Raw genomic sequence first — 18,227 nt, forward strand, 5'->3', positions numbered from 1 at the left:
GGTGCGCTCGCAATCCGGACGGATCGGGAACGGGCGACCGTGGTCTCGGATGTCTGCTACCGGCAGACCGGGCGACCGTGCCCGTTCGGCGCGCATAAGAATGGAGGGGATGACACCACGATCGTTCGTTGACCATCTTGCGGATCTGGACTTGCCGGCGCTGGCCGCTCTGCTCCGCTCGCGTCCGGACGTGCTGATCGAGCCGGTACCCCGCGGTTTCGGGCAGCTCGCGCAGCGGCTGGAAAGCCCGGATTCGCTGGCGGCGGCGCTGTGGGAGCTGAACCGCGACACGCTCCGGGTCGGCCAGGCGGCGGCGCTGCTGGGGGAGTCCGCGACGGTGCCCCGGATGGCCGAGCTGTTGGGCGCGTTACCGGACGCGGTGCGCGCCGGGGTGGACGATCTGTGCGCCCGCGGCCTCGCCTGGACCGACACGGTGGTCCGACTCCCGGAGCCGCTGCACAACCACTGGGTCGAGGAGATCAGCTCCGCCCGCCCGGTCGCAAAAATCGCCCGCAACGTCCTGGTCGAGGATCTGCGTAAGGCGGTCACGGCGCTCGGGGCTCCGGCCGAAAACCTGCGCAAGACCGAGCTGGTCGCGCGGCTCACCGAACTCATGTCCGATGCCCGCCGCATCGCGACGATCATCGCTTCCCTGCCCGCCCCGGCGCGGCAGCAACTCGATGACCTGCGCCTGGCCACGGCCGGCGGCTACTTCCCCTACATGTTCCCCTACACGCCCTTCGAGGAGATCCATGACCGCAGGGCAGCCACGCGGTCCATCAGGCAGCTGATCACCGCGGGGCTGGTGCTGGGCGTCGGCAACCGGCCGGAGCTCCCCCGTGAGGTCGCGGTCGCCGCCTGGCTGGCCAGGCAGGACCTGGGGCTCACCGGGCCGCCGGACATTCCCCGGCCGGAGGTGAACGAGGCCGCCGTCCGGTCGAGCTCCCAGGCGGCCGCCCAGGGCGCTATCCGCGCCGTGACCGCCCTGCTCGACGAGGCCGCCGCCGCCCCCGTCGTGGCGCTCAAGCGAGGAGGCGTCGGTGGGCGGGAACGGGCCCGGCTGGCGAAGCGGCTGTCGACACCGTTGGCCGAGCTGCCGCTGTGGATCGACCTGGTCGCGGCCGCCGGCCTGCTGGCCTTCACCGAAGGCGGCTACGCACCGAGCCCGCGGTTCCAGGAGTGGCGGGAGGAGTCGCCAAGCCATCAGTGGGCGACGCTGGCGGCGGCGTGGCACGCTCTGGAGCACGCGCCGACGAGCCGCGAGGGTGCCGACGAGAAGGACGTCCCGCCGCCCCTGCCCATCGGGTCGGGGGCGGGCCAGATTCGCCGGGTGCTGATCCGCGCGGCGGCCGGCGGGCGGTCGGTGCGGCTCACGGCTGAGAACCTCGACTGGTTCTTCCCCCTGCACGGCTACGACGCCGCCACCTGCAAGATCAAGGTGGCGGCGTCGATCCGCGAGGCCGAGCTGCTCGGGGTGTTCGCCCTCGACGTCCTGTCCGAGCCCGGCCAGGCCCTGATCGAGGCCGCGCCGAGCACCACCGACGCGGCGGCTGCCACCGTCGGGCTTATGATCGTCTCGACCGCGGACGAGCTCGCCGCGCAGGTCGCGAGGACGGTGCGGGATCTGGCGGACCGCTGCGCCGAGCTGCTGCCCGCGACGCCGTCCAGCCTGATCCTGCAGTCCGATCTCACCGCGGTCGTGTCCGGCCAGCCCAGCGCGGCGATATCCCAGCTCCTGCGGGCCGCGGCGGTGCCGGAGTCCCGGGGCGCGGCCGGGACCTGGCGGTTCACCTCCGCCAGCGTCCGCGCCGCGATGGACGCCGGATGGTCCGCCACCGAGCTGCTCGAACAGCTACGCGCCATCGCCGACCACGGTCTCCCGCAGCCGCTCGAATACCTCATCGCCGACGTCGCCCGCCGGCACGGACACGTGCGGGTCCGCGGGATGCGCAGCGCCGTCCTCGCCGACGAGCCCACGACCGCCGAGATCCTCCACACCCGGACACTGGCGAAGCTGCACCTCGCCCGGCTCGCCCCCACCGTGCTGGCCAGCCCGGTGGAACTGGACACGGTCCTCGCCGAGCTGCGCCGGACGGGCTTCTACCCCGTCGCCGAGGACGCGACGGGCACCGTCATCGTGACGAGCGGACCGGGGCGGAAGGCGCCGCGGGGGGCCCCGGCACAGCCGTCCCGGGAGTCCCGGGCGTCCCGACCGCACGGAGGGTCCCCCGCCGGTCCGCCGGCGACCCGACGGCGGCTGACGGCCGACGAACTCGCCCAGCGCCTGCGCAGCGGCAATGACGACGGTGTCACCCTGCTGACCGACCTGGCCCAGCGGCTCGGCGAGATGAACGGACGGCTAAACGACGCCGAGCTCGCCGTGCTGGCGGACGCGGTGGAACGCCGCAGCGATGTGGTCATCGCCTACCGGGACAAGCAGGGCACCCGGACGGTCCGCCGCATCCAGCCGAACCAGCTCTTCGGCCGGTGGCTGGACTCCTGGTGCCACCTGCGCAACGCCGAGCGCGAGTTCGCCATCGCCAACATCGAGTCCGTCAGTCCCGTCGGCTGACCGGCACCCCCTTCTCCCCGGGCATGACCGGTCAGCCGGGTTCCGCAGGCAGTAGGTCCATGCCGATCAGCTCTCGAATCTGGACCCGTCGGCTCTCACGCCCGGCCAGCCCGGGGCGGGGCCGCCAGGCCCGGGGCGGCTCAGGCGGGTCGACCGAGCTGGCGAGCGAGCCGCGTCTGGTCGAAGTACAGCCGGTTCTCGGTGATCAGGCCGCGCTCGACCCGGTAGACCTCGACGACACGCAGGTTGATCCGACGCCCGGTGGGCGCGAGCTCCGTACCGTCCGGGTCGCGGTAGACGCCGACGTGCGTCGCGGTCAGCGTGTACTCCTCGACCACGATCTCGCCCTGCTCGGCCAGCACGTGGGTATCGACGTCGATCTCACCGAAGGCCGCCAGGAAGGCGGCGCTGTACTCGGCGCCCGCCGCGCGCCCCTTGATCCGCACCCCGCCCGGTGCCTCGACGACCAGATCCTCGTCAAGTAGCGACAGCACCGAGGCCTCGTCACCGAGGTCGAAGGCGTCCAGCGCGCGCTTCACCGTGTCCAGCGCCTCTCCCACGTGACATCCTCCAGGCTTGCCTGCCGCACACACCGCCCAGAGGGCGATCATCCCACCACCGGGCCGGTTCCCGACGGAAAACCGGATGTCCGGGAGGACGTCAGACGCTCGTGGTCGAGCCGGGGCGGATGATCATCAGAACGGTGACGATGACCCAGAGCAGGCTGAACACACCGGCCGCCATCGCGAGACCGCTCGTGCGGGCGCGCGCCGCGGCCGCGTCCATGGCCACCGCGCCACCATCCATGGCCACCGCGCCACCATCCATGGCCACCGCGCCACCATCCTGCGCACGGTCGGGGACGGCCGGGGATCCGGCGACGATCTCGTCGAGGACGTCACGCTGTCCGGGCAGCACCACGATGAGGAGCACGGCGGCGGCTACGGTCGTCAGCACGATCGCGACGATCAACCAGCTCTGCCCAAGAACCGTTGCATGAAAGCGCTTGATAGCGTCCGCTCATGCCGCCTCGCCTCTCGGCGAGGCACCCCCGGTCTGACCGGCCGTGGCCGTGCCGGGTTCCCGCTTCCCAGCCACCCGCCCGCTTGCGCGGGTCTTACGGTCGGCTCCACGGGCGTTTTCCGTCTCCGGTGTACTGGCGGCGACGAGGTGGTGCAGGTTGATCGCGGCGTTGTGGTCGCGGTCGAGTACCAGCCCGCAGGACTGGCAGGTGAAGGTGCGCTCGGACAGCGTCAGGCTTGGGTTTCGCCAGCCGCAGCCGGAGCAGGTCTTCGAGCTGGGATACCAGCGGTCGGCGACGACGAGCGTCGATCCGTACCAGCGGGTCTTGTAGGCAAGCTGCCGGCGGACCTCGGCCATGCCGGCGTCGGCGACCGCGCGGGCGAGCCGCCGGTTACGGACCATCCCGGCGACGTGCAGATCTTCGACGACGACCGTGTCGTGGGACCGGGCGAGCCGGGTCGTGAGCTTGTGCAGCCCGTTGTGGCGCTGGTTCGCGACCCGGACATGGATCGTCGCGAGCTGGGCGGCGCGCTGCCGCCGCCCAGCGCTGCCCGGCTTCGACCGGGCGTGGGCCCGCGACGCCCGGCGCAGTCGCCGTTCGGCCCGCTGGTAGTGCTTCGGGTTGGGAACGGTCTGCCCGGTCGACAGAACAGCGAGGTGCTTCACGCCGAGGTCGACGCCCACCGGGCCGCCCGCGCGTTGCCGTCGCGACGGCCGCTCGGGAACGTCGCGGTCGACCTCGACGGTGAACGACACGAACCAGCGGTCAGCAGTCCGGGACACGGTCACGCCGAACAGTCGGGCACGTCCGTCGGCCAGCCGGCCGGTCAGGGCGCCCATCGGCTCGTGGACCTTCACCCGCCCGATCCGGGGCAGCTTCACGTAGGTCTCGTCAGCCGGGCCGTAGGCGCCGGTGGTGTACCGGAACGAGTCACGGGCCTTTCCCCGCTTCTTGAACCTGGGAAAGCCGACCCGCCGGCCCTTCCGCTTCCCTTGCCGGGAGTCGGTGAAGTTCTTCAACCCGCGGGCAAGCTGGTCGAGCCCGGCGCGGAACGCCTCCTTCGAGCACTCGTCCCACCATGGGGCGATGTCCCGCTTGACCGCGTTCCACGCGAGGCGCAGCGCGGGGAGCGTCCACGGGACGGGGGTGAGCAGGTCGCCCGTCAGCCCGTAGGACTGCTCGGCGTCACGCTGGGCGTGCGCGGCCTTCACCCGGGCCAGGCCCCAGTTGTAGGCGAACCTCGACGCCCCGGCGTGGCGGCGGATACCGGCGAGCTGGGCCTGGTTCGGGTCGAGGGCGAAGCGGTACGCCTGGAGCGTCGTCACTCGCCAGCCTCGGTGGCGGCGGCGACGGCGCGGGCGGCCCGGTTCGCCGCGGCCCGACGACCGTACAGCCGGGCGCACAGCGACGTCAGGATCTCGGTGACGTCGCCCACCAGGTCGTCGTCGACCTCGCCCGGGTCGACCACCAGCAGCCGCCGGCCCTGCGCCGACAGCGCCGCCTCGACATACTCGGCGCCGAACCGGGCAAACCGGTCCCGGTGCTCGACGACGATCGTCGCCACGGCCGGGTCGCGCAGCAGGCCGAGGAACTTCCGCCGATGACCGTTGAGCGCCGACCCGACCTCGGTCACGACCCTGCCGACAGCCAGGTTCTGGCTGGCCGCCCAGGTGACGATCCTGGCGACCTGCCGGTCAAGGTCCGGCTTCTGGTCAGCGGACGACACCCGGGCGTACACCACCGCGACGGGGCGCCCGGCCGGCACGGTGGATTCGTCGACGAGTACCAGCCCACCGACCTTGCGGGCAGGGACCGGGAGCAGGCCGTCGCGGTACCAGCGCCGCGCCGTGGTGTACCCGACGCCGTTCGCGGCGGCCCACTCCTTAAGGTTCACACGAACATCATACGACGCCATCAGAGGCCATCAGACGCCATCGGACGCTGATTCGGCAGCAGCTTTCATCCCCCAGGCTCTGCGCGGTGAAGAACCCGAAGATCGGTACGACGAGGCCGAGCGCGGAGTAGACGCCACAGATCCGGTGCAGCACGCGGACGATCCCGGCAGCACGCTCGTCGCCCGGGGAGGTCAGCGCCAGGCGCGCAGCCGGGGCGAACATGCTGGCGGCCACGGTGACCGGTCCGATCGCGAGGATCGCGGCCAGGACATGCACGCTGAGCAGAAACTTGGTCACGGTATGCCTCTCAGGATCGGCCTAGGATCGGGCGCGGACGGTCTGGATACGGATCCGGTGGCGCCGCGCCCACGCCTCGGCGCTAAGGTCCGGACGGCTCGACGTCCTAGCCGCCACAGACACCATCATCCTTCCGAGACTGGCCGATCCCACCCCACCACTGGCCGCGGACCTGCGCGACGCCCGGCGGTCTACGGCGGCACGCGGCACCCGGACCGAGCGGTCACGCCGGCAGCGCAGATGAGTAGTTCCGGACCGCCGCGTCCACTCGCTCCGCCATCTGGTGGATGATGGTGCCTGCGCGTAACCCGCCTTGTGCCGTGCGTCTTCAGGAGGCTTTCGGTATGCCTTTGCAGGCTGCTATTCGGCTTGATGTTCGGCTTCTCGTACGGATTGACGACCGCATTCTCCTCGCTCGCCCGCCGGGAGAAGCCTGGCATGTCCTTCCGGGCGGTCCGGTGGCGGCGGGAGAGAGCACGGACGACGCTCTCGAACGGCAGGTAGGCCGCCTCGCCGGCCCTCGGACGATCTCCCGGCAGTTCATCGGGGCGGTCGAGCACGACGGAACCATCACCGGCCACTCACCTGAATCCGCAACCGATCACGTGCTCAGTATCATGTTCGCCGGCTTCTGGCCGTCCGACATCCCGACGCCGTCACGCTGGGGGGAGCACACGCTGGTTCCGGTTAACATCAACGTGCTCCTCGCGACACGCCTGCGCCCGCTATCGATGGCCGAGGTGGTACGTCGCTGGCTCGCCGAAGGCTGGCCGCTCTGGCGCGGCCTCGATCCCGCCGTCGGCAACCGGCGGCTGCCCTCCCTGGCCTCACTGCGCGCGCAGCTGTTCGCCCGTCGGGAGGAGCTGCGCAGCCTCACTTTCCGGGACGCCGCCGTGGCGATCTGTGCCCTCGTCACCGCGGCCGATGGTCGCATCGATCCGGCGGAACGCGAGGGACTACTCGGCTTCATCGCCACGGATCCGGTGATGTCCCAGTTTCCCGAACAGGACGTGGAACGGCTCTTCGATGAACATCTGAGCCGTCTCACCGCAGACTTCGCCGCCGGCAAACAGGCCGCGCTGGCCGACATCGCCAAGGTGCGGGGGCGGGTGACGGAAGCCGCCGCCGTGGTGCGCATCGGGCAGGTGATCGGCCTGGTTGACGGCGAGTTCGTCGCCAGCGAGCGGGCCGTGGTGCGGGAGGCCGCCCTCGCCCTCGGCCTGAACACCGCCGAGTTCGCCCTGTGAGGGGCGGGCCGGCGCCGGTTGAACGACGTCGCCGACCCGTCCGCTCATGGCCTCCTCGGCTGGCCTTCCCAGCTGACCTCCTCGGCGCGACGGCACAGAGCGGCCACGTCGGCCCCGGCGGGCAACTCGTACTCCCGAACGTCCAGCACCGGCCGCACCAGCCGGCACCTCATCGTGGCGGCACCGGTGGGGACCGCCGCCGGTCAGCTCTCCTTCTTGATCTCAAACCAAGACAGGATCCTGCCTCCGAACTTCAGGTCACCATCAATCTTGATCTTTCTGGTGAGGAAGAGCTTGGCCCCGCTGGCCTGACCGGAGACCACCCGAACGAAGCGGACACGATCCGTGATAATGGTCAGCGTCTGCTCCCCCGCGGATTCACTCGGGGTCCCGGTGGCGGGCGGTGTCGCCAGAGTGCAGACACCGTCGGCGACCCGCAGCTCGTAGGTGCGCACGGCGCCGCCCGGTCCACCGTTGAGCACGAATCGGACCAGAGCGTTCTCTTCTTGTGCCTGCTCTGGGCGGAAGGTGTCGCGCATCTGCCGGAAGACCTCGTCCAGCACCGCGTCACCGGCCGGCCCACCCAGCAGGTCGGAGACCTCACGCTCCGACATAGCGGGCAGACCGCTGACGAGTTTCGCCGGGTCGGCCGTGGAATCGACGGCAAGATCGGACATAGCCACACTCCTTTGCGTTCGTGTTGGCGTTCGTGGGCGGCAGCCTGTCGGCAGCACGCACGAGCACGCTAGCGAAGACGACACGGCGGCGGTTCCGTGGGCGACGCAACCGGAACATCGCGCGTGACGGCCCAGCCACGGACGGCCCAGCCCACGGAACCGCCGCCCGCCGGCGGGTCACTATCGTGGCCAAGGTGGTCACTCCCACACTTCGACGCGTCGAAATCGACGGGCACCCCGTTCCCCTCGATGAGCCACACCGCCTAGCCCTGCTCCCCCACGGCCACTTCACAGTGCTGCAGGTGCGAGCCGGTCGGGCCCGGGGCCTGCGGTGGCATCTCGCCCGGCTGAATGAGGCGAACCAGGAGCTCTACGGCGAGCCTCTGGACGGCGAGCTGGTTCGCCACCGCATCCGGCAGGCACTGTACGCCACCGAGACGGCCGCCGCCGGCTCCGAGGCCACGGCGACAGCCGCCACCACGCTGGATGCCACGGTCCGGATTGTCGTCACCGAGCAGCCGGACGGCGCAGGGGTGCGCGTCATTGTCGCGATCGGCGAACCGGCAACCATGCCGACCACCCCACAACGGCTGCGGTCAGTGCCGTACCTGCGCCCGTTCGCCCACCTCAAGCATCTCGGGACGTTCGCGCAGATCCAGCACGGCCGGCTCGTCCGCCGTGACGGCTACGACGACGCCCTGTTGACCGCCCCCGGCGGGCTCGTCGCGGAGGGCGCAATGACCAACATCGGTTTCTTCGATGGCAACATGATCGTCTGGCCGGACGCTCCCGCCCTGCGCGGAGTCACCATGACGCTGTTGGAGCAGGCACCGGCGGACGGCGGCCCGCCCAGCGTACGGGCCCCCGTGCGACTGGCGGATCTGGCGGGCCGAGGCCGCCTTCGTCACCAACTCACGCGGGATCGCGCCCGTCCGGCCATCGACGGCCACCTCTTCGCGGGATCCGAATGGCTCATGACGACGCTTACCCGCCGCTACGACGCGGTGCCATGGGATCCGAATGGCTCATGACGACGCTTACCCGCCGCTACGACGCGGTGCCATGGGATCCGATCTGAGCCAGGTCGACGGCGTCCCACATGCCCGGATGCTCCTGCGGAGGCCTGAGGACCGCGTCCACCCCGACCATACGTCCACCCCGGTCTTCGTATTTCCCGAGAGCAGCCAGGGCGGCGTGGCCGCCACCCTTTCGTATGAGAATTTGAGTCCGGCCGCGGGACGCCTGTGGTCCTGATGTTGGCCGGTGGGCCGTTTCGGCCCGGTATCGCCGAGTCCCGTGCAGCATCTCCGATGCTGTCCGGATCGACGTCGGCGTTCTCTGGTGCTCAGAGCCCGTCCAAGAGTATGGCGGTGGAGGTCCTGGGGTACTCTTTCCTGCTGCTACGAGCGCGTTCCTCAGTTTCCTGTGGTCAGGGCCTCTCCGGACAGCACCTACAGGTTGCTGACCATGGAGGGCTGGCAGATGCAGGTGTTATTCCCACGGTGCGCGGGCCTTGACGTGCACCGGGACACGGTCGCCGCGGCGGTGCGCATCCAAACCGGTTCGGGTAAAGCCGTCACCGAGGTCCGGACGTTCACCACGACCGGGGGCTCGCTCGGACTACTCGCGGACTGGCTCACCGAGTGCCGGGTGACGATCGTCGGGATGGAATCGACAGGCGTCTACTGGAAGCCGGTGTTCCACCTGCTGGAAGACCGGTTCGAGTGCTGGCTCCTCAACGCCACCCACGTCCGCAACGTACCAGGCCGAAAAACAGACGTCGCGGACGCGGCGTGGATCTCGGACCTCGTCGCGCACGGCCTGGTACGCGCCTCGTTCGTGCCGCCGAAACCCCAGCGGGACCTGCGTGACCTGACCCGGGCCCGGCGGATCGTGGTCGAGGAGAAGACCCGGGAGATCCAGCGGCTGGAGAAACTGATGCAGGACGCCGGCGTGAAACTCACCAGCGTCGCCTCCAAGCTACTCGGGGTCTCGGGCCGTGCGATCCTGGAGAAGATGATCGAGGGAGAGCAGTCCCTGGAATATCTCGCTGATCAGGCCCGTGGCCGACTCCGCAGCAAGATCCCACAGTTGCAGGAGGCACTCGCGGGAACGTTCCGCTCCGGGCATCACGGGTTCCTCGCCGCGCAGCTCCTGGCCCGGATCGACCTGTGTGACGAGCAGATCGACGAGCTCGACCACCGGATCGAGGTGATGATCGCCCCTTTTCGGGAGACGGTCGACCGGATCCGCACGATCACCGGGGTCGGTGAGGTCACCGCGACCGTGCTGCTCGCCGAGGTCGGCCTGGACATGAGCCGGTTCCCCACCGCCGGCCATCTCGCGTCCTGGGCGGGTATCTGTCCGGGGAACAACACCTCGGGAGGGAAACGCCTGTCCGGGCGGACCCGACACGGTAACAAGTGGTTACGTACCGCGTTGACCGAGGCCGCGCACGCCGCCGCCCGGAGCAAGGACACCTACCTGGCGTCCCACCACGCCCAGGTCCGTGGCCGCCGCGGTGTCCTGAAAGCGATCGGCGCGACCCGCCACGACATTCTCATCGCCTACTGGCACATCATCGCGAACAAGACCGTCTACCAGGACCTCGGCGGAGACTGGCATGCCCGCCGACGCCGGGACCCTGAACGCCGCCGGAAGAACCTCGTCGGCGAACTGGAGAAACTCGGCTACACCGTCACCATCACACCAGCGGCATAGCCGCTACCCCAGACAGAAAGGAACACCCGCAGCACGCGCACCGAATACCGATAAGACCAGCGTTGGAAGCCCGGCTCCCAGCGCCTTCCCGCATGCCCGGAACCAGCCCCTCCGCGGTCCAGCAATTCACTCCTCAGAGCAGCCAGGGCGGCGTGGCCGCCACCCTTTCGTATGAGAATTTGAGTCCGGCCGCGGGACGCCTGTGGTCCTGATGTTGGCCGGTGGGCCGTTTCGGCCCGGTATCGCCGAGTCCCGTGCAGCATCTCCGATGCTGTCCGGATCGACGTCGGCGTTCTCTGGTGCTCAGAGCCCGTCCAAGAGTATGGCGGTGGAGGTCCTGGGGTACTCTTTCCTGCTGCTACGAGCGCGTTCCTCAGTTTCCTGTGGTCAGGGCCTCTCCGGACAGCACCTACAGGTTGCTGACCATGGAGGGCTGGCAGATGCAGGTGTTATTCCCACGGTGCGCGGGCCTTGACGTGCACCGGGACACGGTCGCCGCGGCGGTGCGCATCCAAACCGGTTCGGGTAAAGCCGTCACCGAGGTCCGGACGTTCACCACGACCGGGGGCTCGCTCGGACTACTCGCGGACTGGCTCACCGAGTGCCGGGTGACGATCGTCGGGATGGAATCGACAGGCGTCTACTGGAAGCCGGTGTTCCACCTGCTGGAAGACCGGTTCGAGTGCTGGCTCCTCAACGCCACCCACGTCCGCAACGTACCAGGCCGAAAAACAGACGTCGCGGACGCGGCGTGGATCTCGGACCTCGTCGCGCACGGCCTGGTACGCGCCTCGTTCGTGCCGCCGAAACCCCAGCGGGACCTGCGTGACCTGACCCGGGCCCGGCGGATCGTGGTCGAGGAGAAGACCCGGGAGATCCAGCGGCTGGAGAAACTGATGCAGGACGCCGGCGTGAAACTCACCAGCGTCGCCTCCAAGCTACTCGGGGTCTCGGGCCGTGCGATCCTGGAGAAGATGATCGAGGGAGAGCAGTCCCTGGAATATCTCGCTGATCAGGCCCGTGGCCGACTCCGCAGCAAGATCCCACAGTTGCAGGAGGCACGCGCGGGAACGTTCCGCTCCGGGCATCACGGGTTCCTCGCCGCGCAGCTCCTGGCCCGGATCGACCTGTGTGACGAGCAGATCGACGAGCTCGACCACCGGATCGAGGTGATGATCGCCCCTTTTCGGGAGACGGTCGACCGGATCCGCACGATCACCGGGGTCGGTGAGGTCACCGCGACCGTGCTGCTCGCCGAGGTCGGCCTGGACATGAGCCGGTTCCCCACCGCCGGCCATCTCGCGTCCTGGGCGGGTATCTGTCCGGGGAACAACACCTCGGGAGGGAAACGCCTGTCCGGGCGGACCCGACACGGTAACAAGTGGTTACGTACCGCGTTGACCGAGGCCGCGCACGCCGCCGCCCGGAGCAAGGACACCTACCTGGCGTCCCACCACGCCCAGGTCCGTGGCCGCCGCGGTGTCCTGAAAGCGATCGGCGCGACCCGCCACGACATTCTCATCGCCTACTGGCACATCATCGCGAACAAGACCGTCTACCAGGACCTCGGCGGAGACTGGCATGCCCGCCGACGCCGGGACCCTGAACGCCGCCGGAAGAACCTCGTCGGCGAACTGGAGAAACTCGGCTACACCGTCACCATCACACCAGCGGCATAGCCGCTACCCCAGACAGAAAGGAACACCCGCAGCACGCGCACCGAATACCGATAAGACCAGCGTTGGAAGCCCGGCTCCCAGCGCCTTCCCGCATGCCCGGAACCAGCCCCTCCGCGGTCCAGCAATTCACTCCTCAGACAATGAATAGCATTTTTCAGAATTATAAAAATATAGCGAGATACCAGAGATACCACGACCTGGCCGCGGCGAGAGCGCCGGAATGGATTTCCGCGCGGCGGGTCGCCGGATACTGTCGGCATGCCCCGCTATTTTTCCTTTCTTCCGATGAAATCTGGCTCCGGACCCATCCCGCTGTCCGTGAAGGAACACCGCAACGATGCCGCTTGCCTCAGCCCGGCTCCTGGTAGCGCTCCTGCTGCACGAACAGCACCGCGTCGAGCCCGCGGGTGTGCCTCTCCGTTACCCCTCCCCGCCTCCCGCGGAACGCCATCTCATCGGCGCGGCGACGGCGCTCGCCGCCGGCCGGGCGAAAGGAGCACTGCGGGAGTTGCGGCAGAGCGAACACGACCCGACCGACCCCGATCACATGGCGGCGCACGAGGCGCTCTACCTCGCCGCGCTGGCTCTCGACCTCAACTGGTCCCCTGATGACGTCGGCGTCGTCCGAGCCTGGGCCACGAGGACGTTCGCTCCGCCTCCGGCCGGCTTGGCCAAACCAGCCGGGCCGTCGCGAACCATGACGGACGCCCCGCTGATCGCCTGGACGACGCAGGTCATCTCCCGTCAACGGCACGCGCTGCTCGAACCGACGACCGCGGTCATCTGCGTGCTCGGCGCCGCGATCATCCCCGGCATTCGGGTGGCGCGGGCACAACTGGCCCTGACCGGTCTCCGCGTCGACCACCGCGAAACCGGCCGGAGGCACGAGCCCGGCCCCCATCACATCCCCCATCGCATGTCCTATCGCCTGCCCCGTCACGTGGTCGTGCACGGTCACGGCGCCGATCCGCCGCGCGCCGCACGGACCGCCGACCCTGCCGGAACACTCGTAATGCAGGCCCTGGCCACGGCTGATCTCTTCGTCACCCATCTCGACGAGCTTCCGGTGCCACAGGCGGCGGCGTACGCGCGGATCCTGCGGGCGGATCTGCTGTTCCGGGCGAACCAGGAGGCCGAGGCCGGCATGGCGTTGGACGCGGTCGAGGCCGGCGCCGGGTCCGACCACGCGACACTGGCCCATGCGGCGCTGGTGCGCGGCGACTGGGCCGGCTTCCCGGACGGCGGGGCGCAGACGCTCGGCCGTCGGCCCGGCGGGAGCCGGGTCATCCGGTCGCGAACGGCCTATCCGGAACGCGCGGAGGAACTGTGGCAGCGGGCCCTGACCGCCTACGGGCGCGCCGGGTCGGAGGGCGGGCGCGCCGCCGGACTGCTCCGGCTGGCCGGGGCGCCGACGGCGGCAGGCCGGCCGATCCTGCGCAGGGCCCGGATCGACGAGGCGGCCCGGCGCGCCCGGACAGCCGGCAACGAGGCGCTGACCTGGCTGGCGAGAGTGCAGAGCCAGGCCGAGCAGGCGGTTGCCGGAGAACCGTCCGCAGCGGGACTGCGGGCCATGATGACGGCGCTGGCCGACTGGTCCAGGCTGGAGGGAAGCACGAGTTACGGCCGCGGGCTCGGCCGACTGCTGATCGACGCCGGCACCGCTGGTGACCCCGATACCGGCACCGCTGGTGACTCCGACGACGTCGAGGCGGCGGACCGCGAGGATCCCGGCCGGCGGCCGGTCAGGATCGCTGCCCGGGGAAGGGTGGCGGAGTCGACGGCCGGGAACCGCGGCCGTTCAGGGACCGGACGATCTGCCTGACCAGTTCAAGCTCCGCCGCCGCACCGTCCTTCTTGTCGACGAGATCGATGTAGCTGATGCCGCGCAACAGCCCGGCCGGGTCACAGGTCTCGACGCGGATCGGAATCAGCGTGCGCTTCACGCCGTTGGGATCCGCCTGCCAGGCCGCCTGCCAGGCCGCCTGCATCTTCTCCGAGGCCAGGTAGCTCTTCGACAGCACGGCGAGGGTACGCCGGGACTGCGAGATCCCTTCATGCAGCAGACCGATCTCGTGCTCACCGGGCAGCGCGTCGAGGGCCGCCAGATGCACCGAATGACCACGGCCTTCCAACACGCGGGCAATCCAGGAGCCCCAGGCCTCATCGGACGGATCCGCGGAGATGAGGAAGTCCCACTTCCCGTCCGCGACCGGCCCCTGATCGGAGCCGTTCGACGGGGTCCGCACCACCGGAAACGGGCGCCCCGGCAGCGTGATCCACGCGAGGCCCTCGTACTTGCCCGCCACCGACACCTCGACTCGGCGGTACTGCGCCGGGTCGAGATCCCGCAGCCGCCCGGCCACCGTACTGTGGTAGAACTCGGACGACAGGACGAGTGCCAGTTCCGCGTCCCTGTCCTGTTCCAGCAACTGCCGGACGGGGTCCGCGTCGACCAGCCGGGCTGCGACCACCGCCGCGTCGCCGACGAAACCACTGCCGCCGATACCCACCTCGCCTTGGTGCAGGGCCAACCGCAACCGGATTCGGCCGGTCTCGTCACGCCCCCGGTTGTAGGTCCGCAGCGCGATCCGCAGTTCCCGGACGAACTCGGTCGCGAGGACAGCCTTGGGAGCGTCGGCGGCCACGGCCGCAAGAAAGCCGTCGCCGCGATCCTGGCGCAGCCGGATCGACCGGGGAGGCAGGCCGGCGCCTCCGACCGCCTCATCGACGATCCGGCGCAGCCCCTCCCGCCAGCTCGCCTGCGTCGCGATGTCCTGACGGCTGTAGTGCCTGGCATCCAGGCAGAAGACGCTGACATGCCGCGGGACGCCGTCCTCCCACGGGGCGCCCTCGCCACGGGAAACACCGTCCTCCCGGACGGCGTCGGCGAAGATCCGGTTGCCCCGATAGTCCCGATGCGCCTCGGTGAGGATGCGCCTCCGGCCGTCCGGCAACAGGCCGTTCTCCAACAGCGACGCGAGTTCGGACCAGAACTCGAACGACGACTCACCCGGGTAGAACTGCGGATGGTGCCGACGCGCCAGCCCGGCACGTTCCAACAGATGAGTCGCCTTCATCTGGTTGGTAAAAGTGGCGGAAAGCGCCTCGATCTCCGCCTCGGTCAGCCGGTCCGTCACGAGTCCCCCGTAGGCATGCCCGCAGAAATCCGGCGACGCGACGGTAGGTGGTCCGTCAGCCGGCGGATTCGTCCTCGAATTCTAACCCGTCCCTACCCGTTGTATTGGATGGGTTCACCGACCTTCGGTATCGTGCGCGGGACCGAGCCGCGGGGAGCGTCCGGGTCTCGCGACGGGTGATGACACCCGCCTCCGCGGCACCGACGCCACCGGCACCGCTCGCATGGTGACCGTCCAGCACAAGGCGACGCTGTTCCTCGGCCGCGGTCTGCTCGACCTGTCGCATGGCGCGGCGCAGGATCGGCGGAGCCATGACCGACGTGACGATCGCGACCAGAACGATGATCGTGTACGTCTCGGTGGAGAGCACCCCCAGCCGCACGCCGACGCTGGCCACCACGATCTCGATGACTCCCCGCGCGTTCATGCCGGCGCCCAGAGCGAGACCCTCCCAGGGGGTCAGCCGACTGGCCCGGGCCCCCGCGTACACACCGGCAAACTTGCCGAAGACCGCGACCGCGAGCACGATCACCGCCGCGAGCAGAACCCGGGTTTCACTCAGAGCAGTGAGATCGACACGCAGGCCCGCCGTCGCGAAGAAGATGGGCGCAAGCACCGCCATCACCACGATTCGCAACGGGGCGACACTGGCATGATCCACCAGGCCGGACGACCCGAGGACGACCCCGCCCAGGAAGGCGCCGAACACCGCCTCCAGCTCCAACGCCTGCGTCCCGGCCGCCGACGCGAGCACCAGCACGGCCACGAAGGCCACGACCGACCCGCTCCTGGCGCCGGGATCGGCGCCAGCCCCGGCCCCGGCACCACTCGTGGCAATGATCCGTCCCAGCACGGCCCGGACGACGACCCGGCCGATCGTCAACGCGAAGATCCCCACCCCGAGGACGTAAAGCACCGACAACGCCGTGTCGCCCGCCCGGACACCGGTGGTCGCCATCGCGGACACGACCGCCAGCATCAGCCAGCCAACGGCGTCATCGATGACCCCGCCGGCCAGCGCGAGCTGCCCGACCTCCCGATGGGTCAGACGCATCTCCATGAGCGTCTTCGCCATCACCGGGATGGCGCTCACGCACATCGCCACCCCGAGGAACAGCGCGAAGACCGTCCGGTCGCCGTCGGGGCCCAGCAGGGAGGACGGCATCAGCACGCCGGTGACGATCCCGAAACCCAACGGCAGGAGCAACCCACCGAGGCTGATCCGGGCGACGGTGAGACTGCGCCGGCGGATGATCCGCGTATCAATCTCGAACCCGCTGAGCGCGACCAGGAAGAGGACACCGAGCTGTCCCACCGCGTCGAGCAGGTGGAACTGCGCGGCGTCACGCGGAAGAAACCAGTCCGAGAAGGTCGGCCACAGCGTTCCGAGCAACGACGGGCCGAGGAGCACGCCGACGCAGAGCTCACCGACGATGGCAGGCATCCGCAGGCGCACGGCGACACGTCCGAGCAGAATTGCCAGACTGAGCAGCATGGCGAGCTGAAGCAGGAACAGCAACAGGGAATGCGGCGGGATCGAGGGGACGGGCCGAGTGGACGTGAGGGACAATGTCTCTCCTCGGACGTCTCGCCACCATTGACGGCGGCGAGGGCTCCAGGCCGACGTCCGACGACCGGCAGGCGCATCGGCGACAGGCCAGCCGAGAGCCGGAATCACGGATACCGGATACCGGATACCGGATTCCTCGTCATCCCCCGTCGCCCCCGTCGCCCGCGCGCCTGCGATTCGGTCGGCTGACGCCGCGGGCACCGGCACTGGTACCGGCGTCCCTCAAGAAGAAACCACAACGGACGCCGGAAAGTCCGCCGTTCGTGTCATCTCCCGCCGCATCCGCCGCCTGACACGGAGCCGTGGAGGGATAATCACGTTTCCGGGCCGGCAACCGTGACCGACCCTCCACACGTCCCTCCGCTCCGCCGGCCTGCGCAGGCTTCACCGGCCTGCGCAGGCGGGGAGAAATCGGCTCAGATGAGGCCGAGCGCGCGGACCGCCTCCCGCTCCTCGGCCAGCTCACGCACCGAGGCGTCGATCTTCTCCCGGGAGAAGGCGTCGAGCTCCAGACCCTGCACGATCTCGAACCGGCCGCCGGACGCGGTGACCGGGAACGAGGAGATGAGCCCCTCGGGCACCCCGTAGGAGCCGTCGGACGGGATCGCCGCCGAGGTCCAGTCGCCCGCCGGGGTGCCGTTGACCCAGGTGAAGATGTGGTCGATGGCCGCGGAGGCGGCCGACGCCGCGGACGAGGCGCCGCGGACCTCAATGATCTCGGCGCCCCGCTTGGCGACCCGCGGGATGAACTCGTCGGCAATCCATGCCTGGTCGCCGACCGCCTCGGCGCCGCTGCGCCCGCCCACCTCGGCGTGGAAGATGTCCGGGTACTGGGTAGCCGAGTGGTTACCCCAGATCGTGATCTTCTTGATCTCGGCGCTGGGCACGCCGAGTTTCTTGGCGAGCTGCGCGATCGCGCGGTTGTGGTCAAGCCGAGTCATCGCGGTGAACCGCTCGGCGGGCACGTCCGGAGCGTGCGTCTGGGCGATGAGCGCATTGGTGTTGGCCGGGTTCCCGACGACGAGGACCCTGATGTCCTCGGCGGCACCACTGTTGATCGCCTCGCCCTGCGGCTTGAAGATCCCGCCGTTGGCGGACAGCAGGTCGCCACGCTCCATGCCCTTGGTCCGCGGGCGTGCGCCGACGAGGAGGGCCACATTAGTGCCCTCGAAGGCCCGCTTGGCGTCGTCGAACACGTCCACCCCCGCCAGTAGCGGGAAGGCGCTGTCCTCGAGCTCCAGCGCCGTGCCCTCCGCCGCCCGCACGGCCTGCGGGATCTCCAACAGACGCAACTTCACCGGCGTGTCCGCACCCAGCAGCTGGCCCGACGCGATGCGGAACAGCAGCGCGTAGCCGATCTGACCGGCAGCGCCGGTTACGGTGACGTTGACGGGCGTTGAGCTCACTG

General features: G+C 69.7%; 14 protein-coding genes and 1 pseudogene. 6 read left to right on the top strand and 9 right to left on the bottom strand.

Features of this window, described 5'->3' with window-relative positions; all coding sequences use genetic code 11:
* Nucleotides 1–109 precede the first annotated feature (109 nt).
* Nucleotides 110–2,572: a helicase-associated domain-containing protein gene (locus tag FRANCCI3_RS17300; protein ID WP_167534320.1), complete on the top strand. Its 2,463-nt coding sequence runs from the start codon at nt 110–112 to the stop codon at nt 2,570–2,572.
* A gap of 140 nt (nt 2,573–2,712) precedes the next feature.
* On the opposite strand, the gene FRANCCI3_RS17305 is transcribed toward FRANCCI3_RS17300, so the two are convergent.
* The 5 genes and pseudogenes from FRANCCI3_RS17305 to FRANCCI3_RS17325 form a co-directional block, all read right to left on the bottom strand.
* Nucleotides 2,713–3,132 (bottom strand): ester cyclase, encoded by a 420-nt coding sequence (locus FRANCCI3_RS17305; protein WP_011437807.1) that lies wholly within the window; start codon nt 3,130–3,132, stop codon nt 2,713–2,715.
* Between the two features lie 100 nt (nt 3,133–3,232).
* On the bottom strand, nt 3,233–3,529 hold the full coding sequence (locus FRANCCI3_RS17310) for a hypothetical protein (RefSeq protein ID WP_131728933.1): 297 nt from the start codon (nt 3,527–3,529) through the stop codon (nt 3,233–3,235).
* 63 nt (nt 3,530–3,592) lie between these two features.
* Entirely contained in the window at nt 3,593–4,921 is a 1,329-nt protein-coding gene (tnpB, locus tag FRANCCI3_RS17315; RefSeq protein WP_011437809.1) for an IS607 family element RNA-guided endonuclease TnpB, read from the bottom strand.
* Complete coding sequence (locus tag FRANCCI3_RS17320; RefSeq protein WP_035959263.1) at nt 4,918–5,490, bottom strand: IS607 family transposase; 573 nt, start codon at nt 5,488–5,490, stop codon at nt 4,918–4,920. The genes tnpB and FRANCCI3_RS17320 overlap by 4 nt, the downstream gene beginning before the upstream one ends.
* Before the next feature lie 70 nt (nt 5,491–5,560).
* Nucleotides 5,561–5,788: pseudogene (locus FRANCCI3_RS17325) on the bottom strand (protease); the annotation flags it as partial.
* Between the two features lie 344 nt (nt 5,789–6,132).
* On the opposite strand from FRANCCI3_RS17325, the gene FRANCCI3_RS17330 reads away from it, so the two are divergent.
* Nucleotides 6,133–7,035, top strand: a complete 903-nt coding sequence (locus FRANCCI3_RS17330; protein WP_011437812.1) for a TerB family tellurite resistance protein — start codon at nt 6,133–6,135, stop codon at nt 7,033–7,035.
* Between the two features lie 203 nt (nt 7,036–7,238).
* Here FRANCCI3_RS17330 and FRANCCI3_RS17335 read toward each other — a convergent pair whose 3' ends face one another.
* Nucleotides 7,239–7,712 carry an SCP2 sterol-binding domain-containing protein gene (locus FRANCCI3_RS17335; protein ID WP_011437813.1) on the bottom strand — a complete coding sequence of 158 codons (474 nt, stop codon included), beginning with the start codon at nt 7,710–7,712 and terminating at the stop codon, nt 7,239–7,241.
* Between the two features lie 185 nt (nt 7,713–7,897).
* Here FRANCCI3_RS17335 and FRANCCI3_RS17340 point away from each other — a divergent pair, with 185 nt between their 5' ends.
* The 4 genes from FRANCCI3_RS17340 to FRANCCI3_RS17355 all read left to right on the top strand — a co-directional run bounded on the left by FRANCCI3_RS17340 (nt 7,898) and on the right by FRANCCI3_RS17355 (nt 13,934).
* The gene (locus FRANCCI3_RS17340) at nt 7,898–8,743 is read left to right on the top strand and encodes an aminotransferase class IV family protein (RefSeq protein ID WP_011437814.1); all 846 of its coding nucleotides are present in this window, start codon (nt 7,898–7,900) and stop codon (nt 8,741–8,743) included.
* A 451-nt stretch (nt 8,744–9,194) separates the two neighbouring features.
* On the top strand, nt 9,195–10,433 hold the full coding sequence (locus FRANCCI3_RS17345) for an IS110 family transposase (RefSeq protein ID WP_011437815.1): 1,239 nt from the start codon (nt 9,195–9,197) through the stop codon (nt 10,431–10,433).
* A gap of 440 nt (nt 10,434–10,873) precedes the next feature.
* On the top strand, nt 10,874–12,112 hold the full coding sequence (locus FRANCCI3_RS17350) for an IS110 family transposase (RefSeq protein ID WP_011437816.1): 1,239 nt from the start codon (nt 10,874–10,876) through the stop codon (nt 12,110–12,112).
* A 337-nt stretch (nt 12,113–12,449) separates the two neighbouring features.
* Nucleotides 12,450–13,934, top strand: coding sequence for a hypothetical protein (locus FRANCCI3_RS17355; protein WP_011437817.1), 1,485 nt, complete (start codon nt 12,450–12,452; stop codon nt 13,932–13,934).
* On the opposite strand, the gene FRANCCI3_RS17360 is transcribed toward FRANCCI3_RS17355, so the two are convergent.
* From FRANCCI3_RS17360 to FRANCCI3_RS17370, 3 genes are all read right to left on the bottom strand, one after another.
* Nucleotides 13,855–15,249, bottom strand: a complete 1,395-nt coding sequence (locus tag FRANCCI3_RS17360; RefSeq protein ID WP_011437818.1) for a toll/interleukin-1 receptor domain-containing protein — start codon at nt 15,247–15,249, stop codon at nt 13,855–13,857. The two genes, FRANCCI3_RS17355 and FRANCCI3_RS17360, sit on opposite strands and share 80 nt — an antisense overlap.
* Nucleotides 15,250–15,304: 55 nt before the next feature.
* Nucleotides 15,305–16,819 carry a cation:proton antiporter gene (locus tag FRANCCI3_RS17365; RefSeq protein WP_023840335.1) on the bottom strand — a complete coding sequence of 505 codons (1,515 nt, stop codon included), beginning with the start codon at nt 16,817–16,819 and terminating at the stop codon, nt 15,305–15,307.
* Nucleotides 16,820–17,235: 416 nt separating this feature from the next.
* Nucleotides 17,236–18,225: a malate dehydrogenase gene (locus tag FRANCCI3_RS17370; protein WP_011437820.1), complete on the bottom strand. Its 990-nt coding sequence runs from the start codon at nt 18,223–18,225 to the stop codon at nt 17,236–17,238.
* Nucleotides 18,226–18,227 lie beyond the last annotated feature (2 nt).

The organism is Frankia casuarinae (genome assembly GCF_000013345.1).
GTDB classification, from domain to species: Bacteria; Actinomycetota; Actinomycetes; order Frankiales; family Frankiaceae; genus Frankia; species Frankia casuarinae.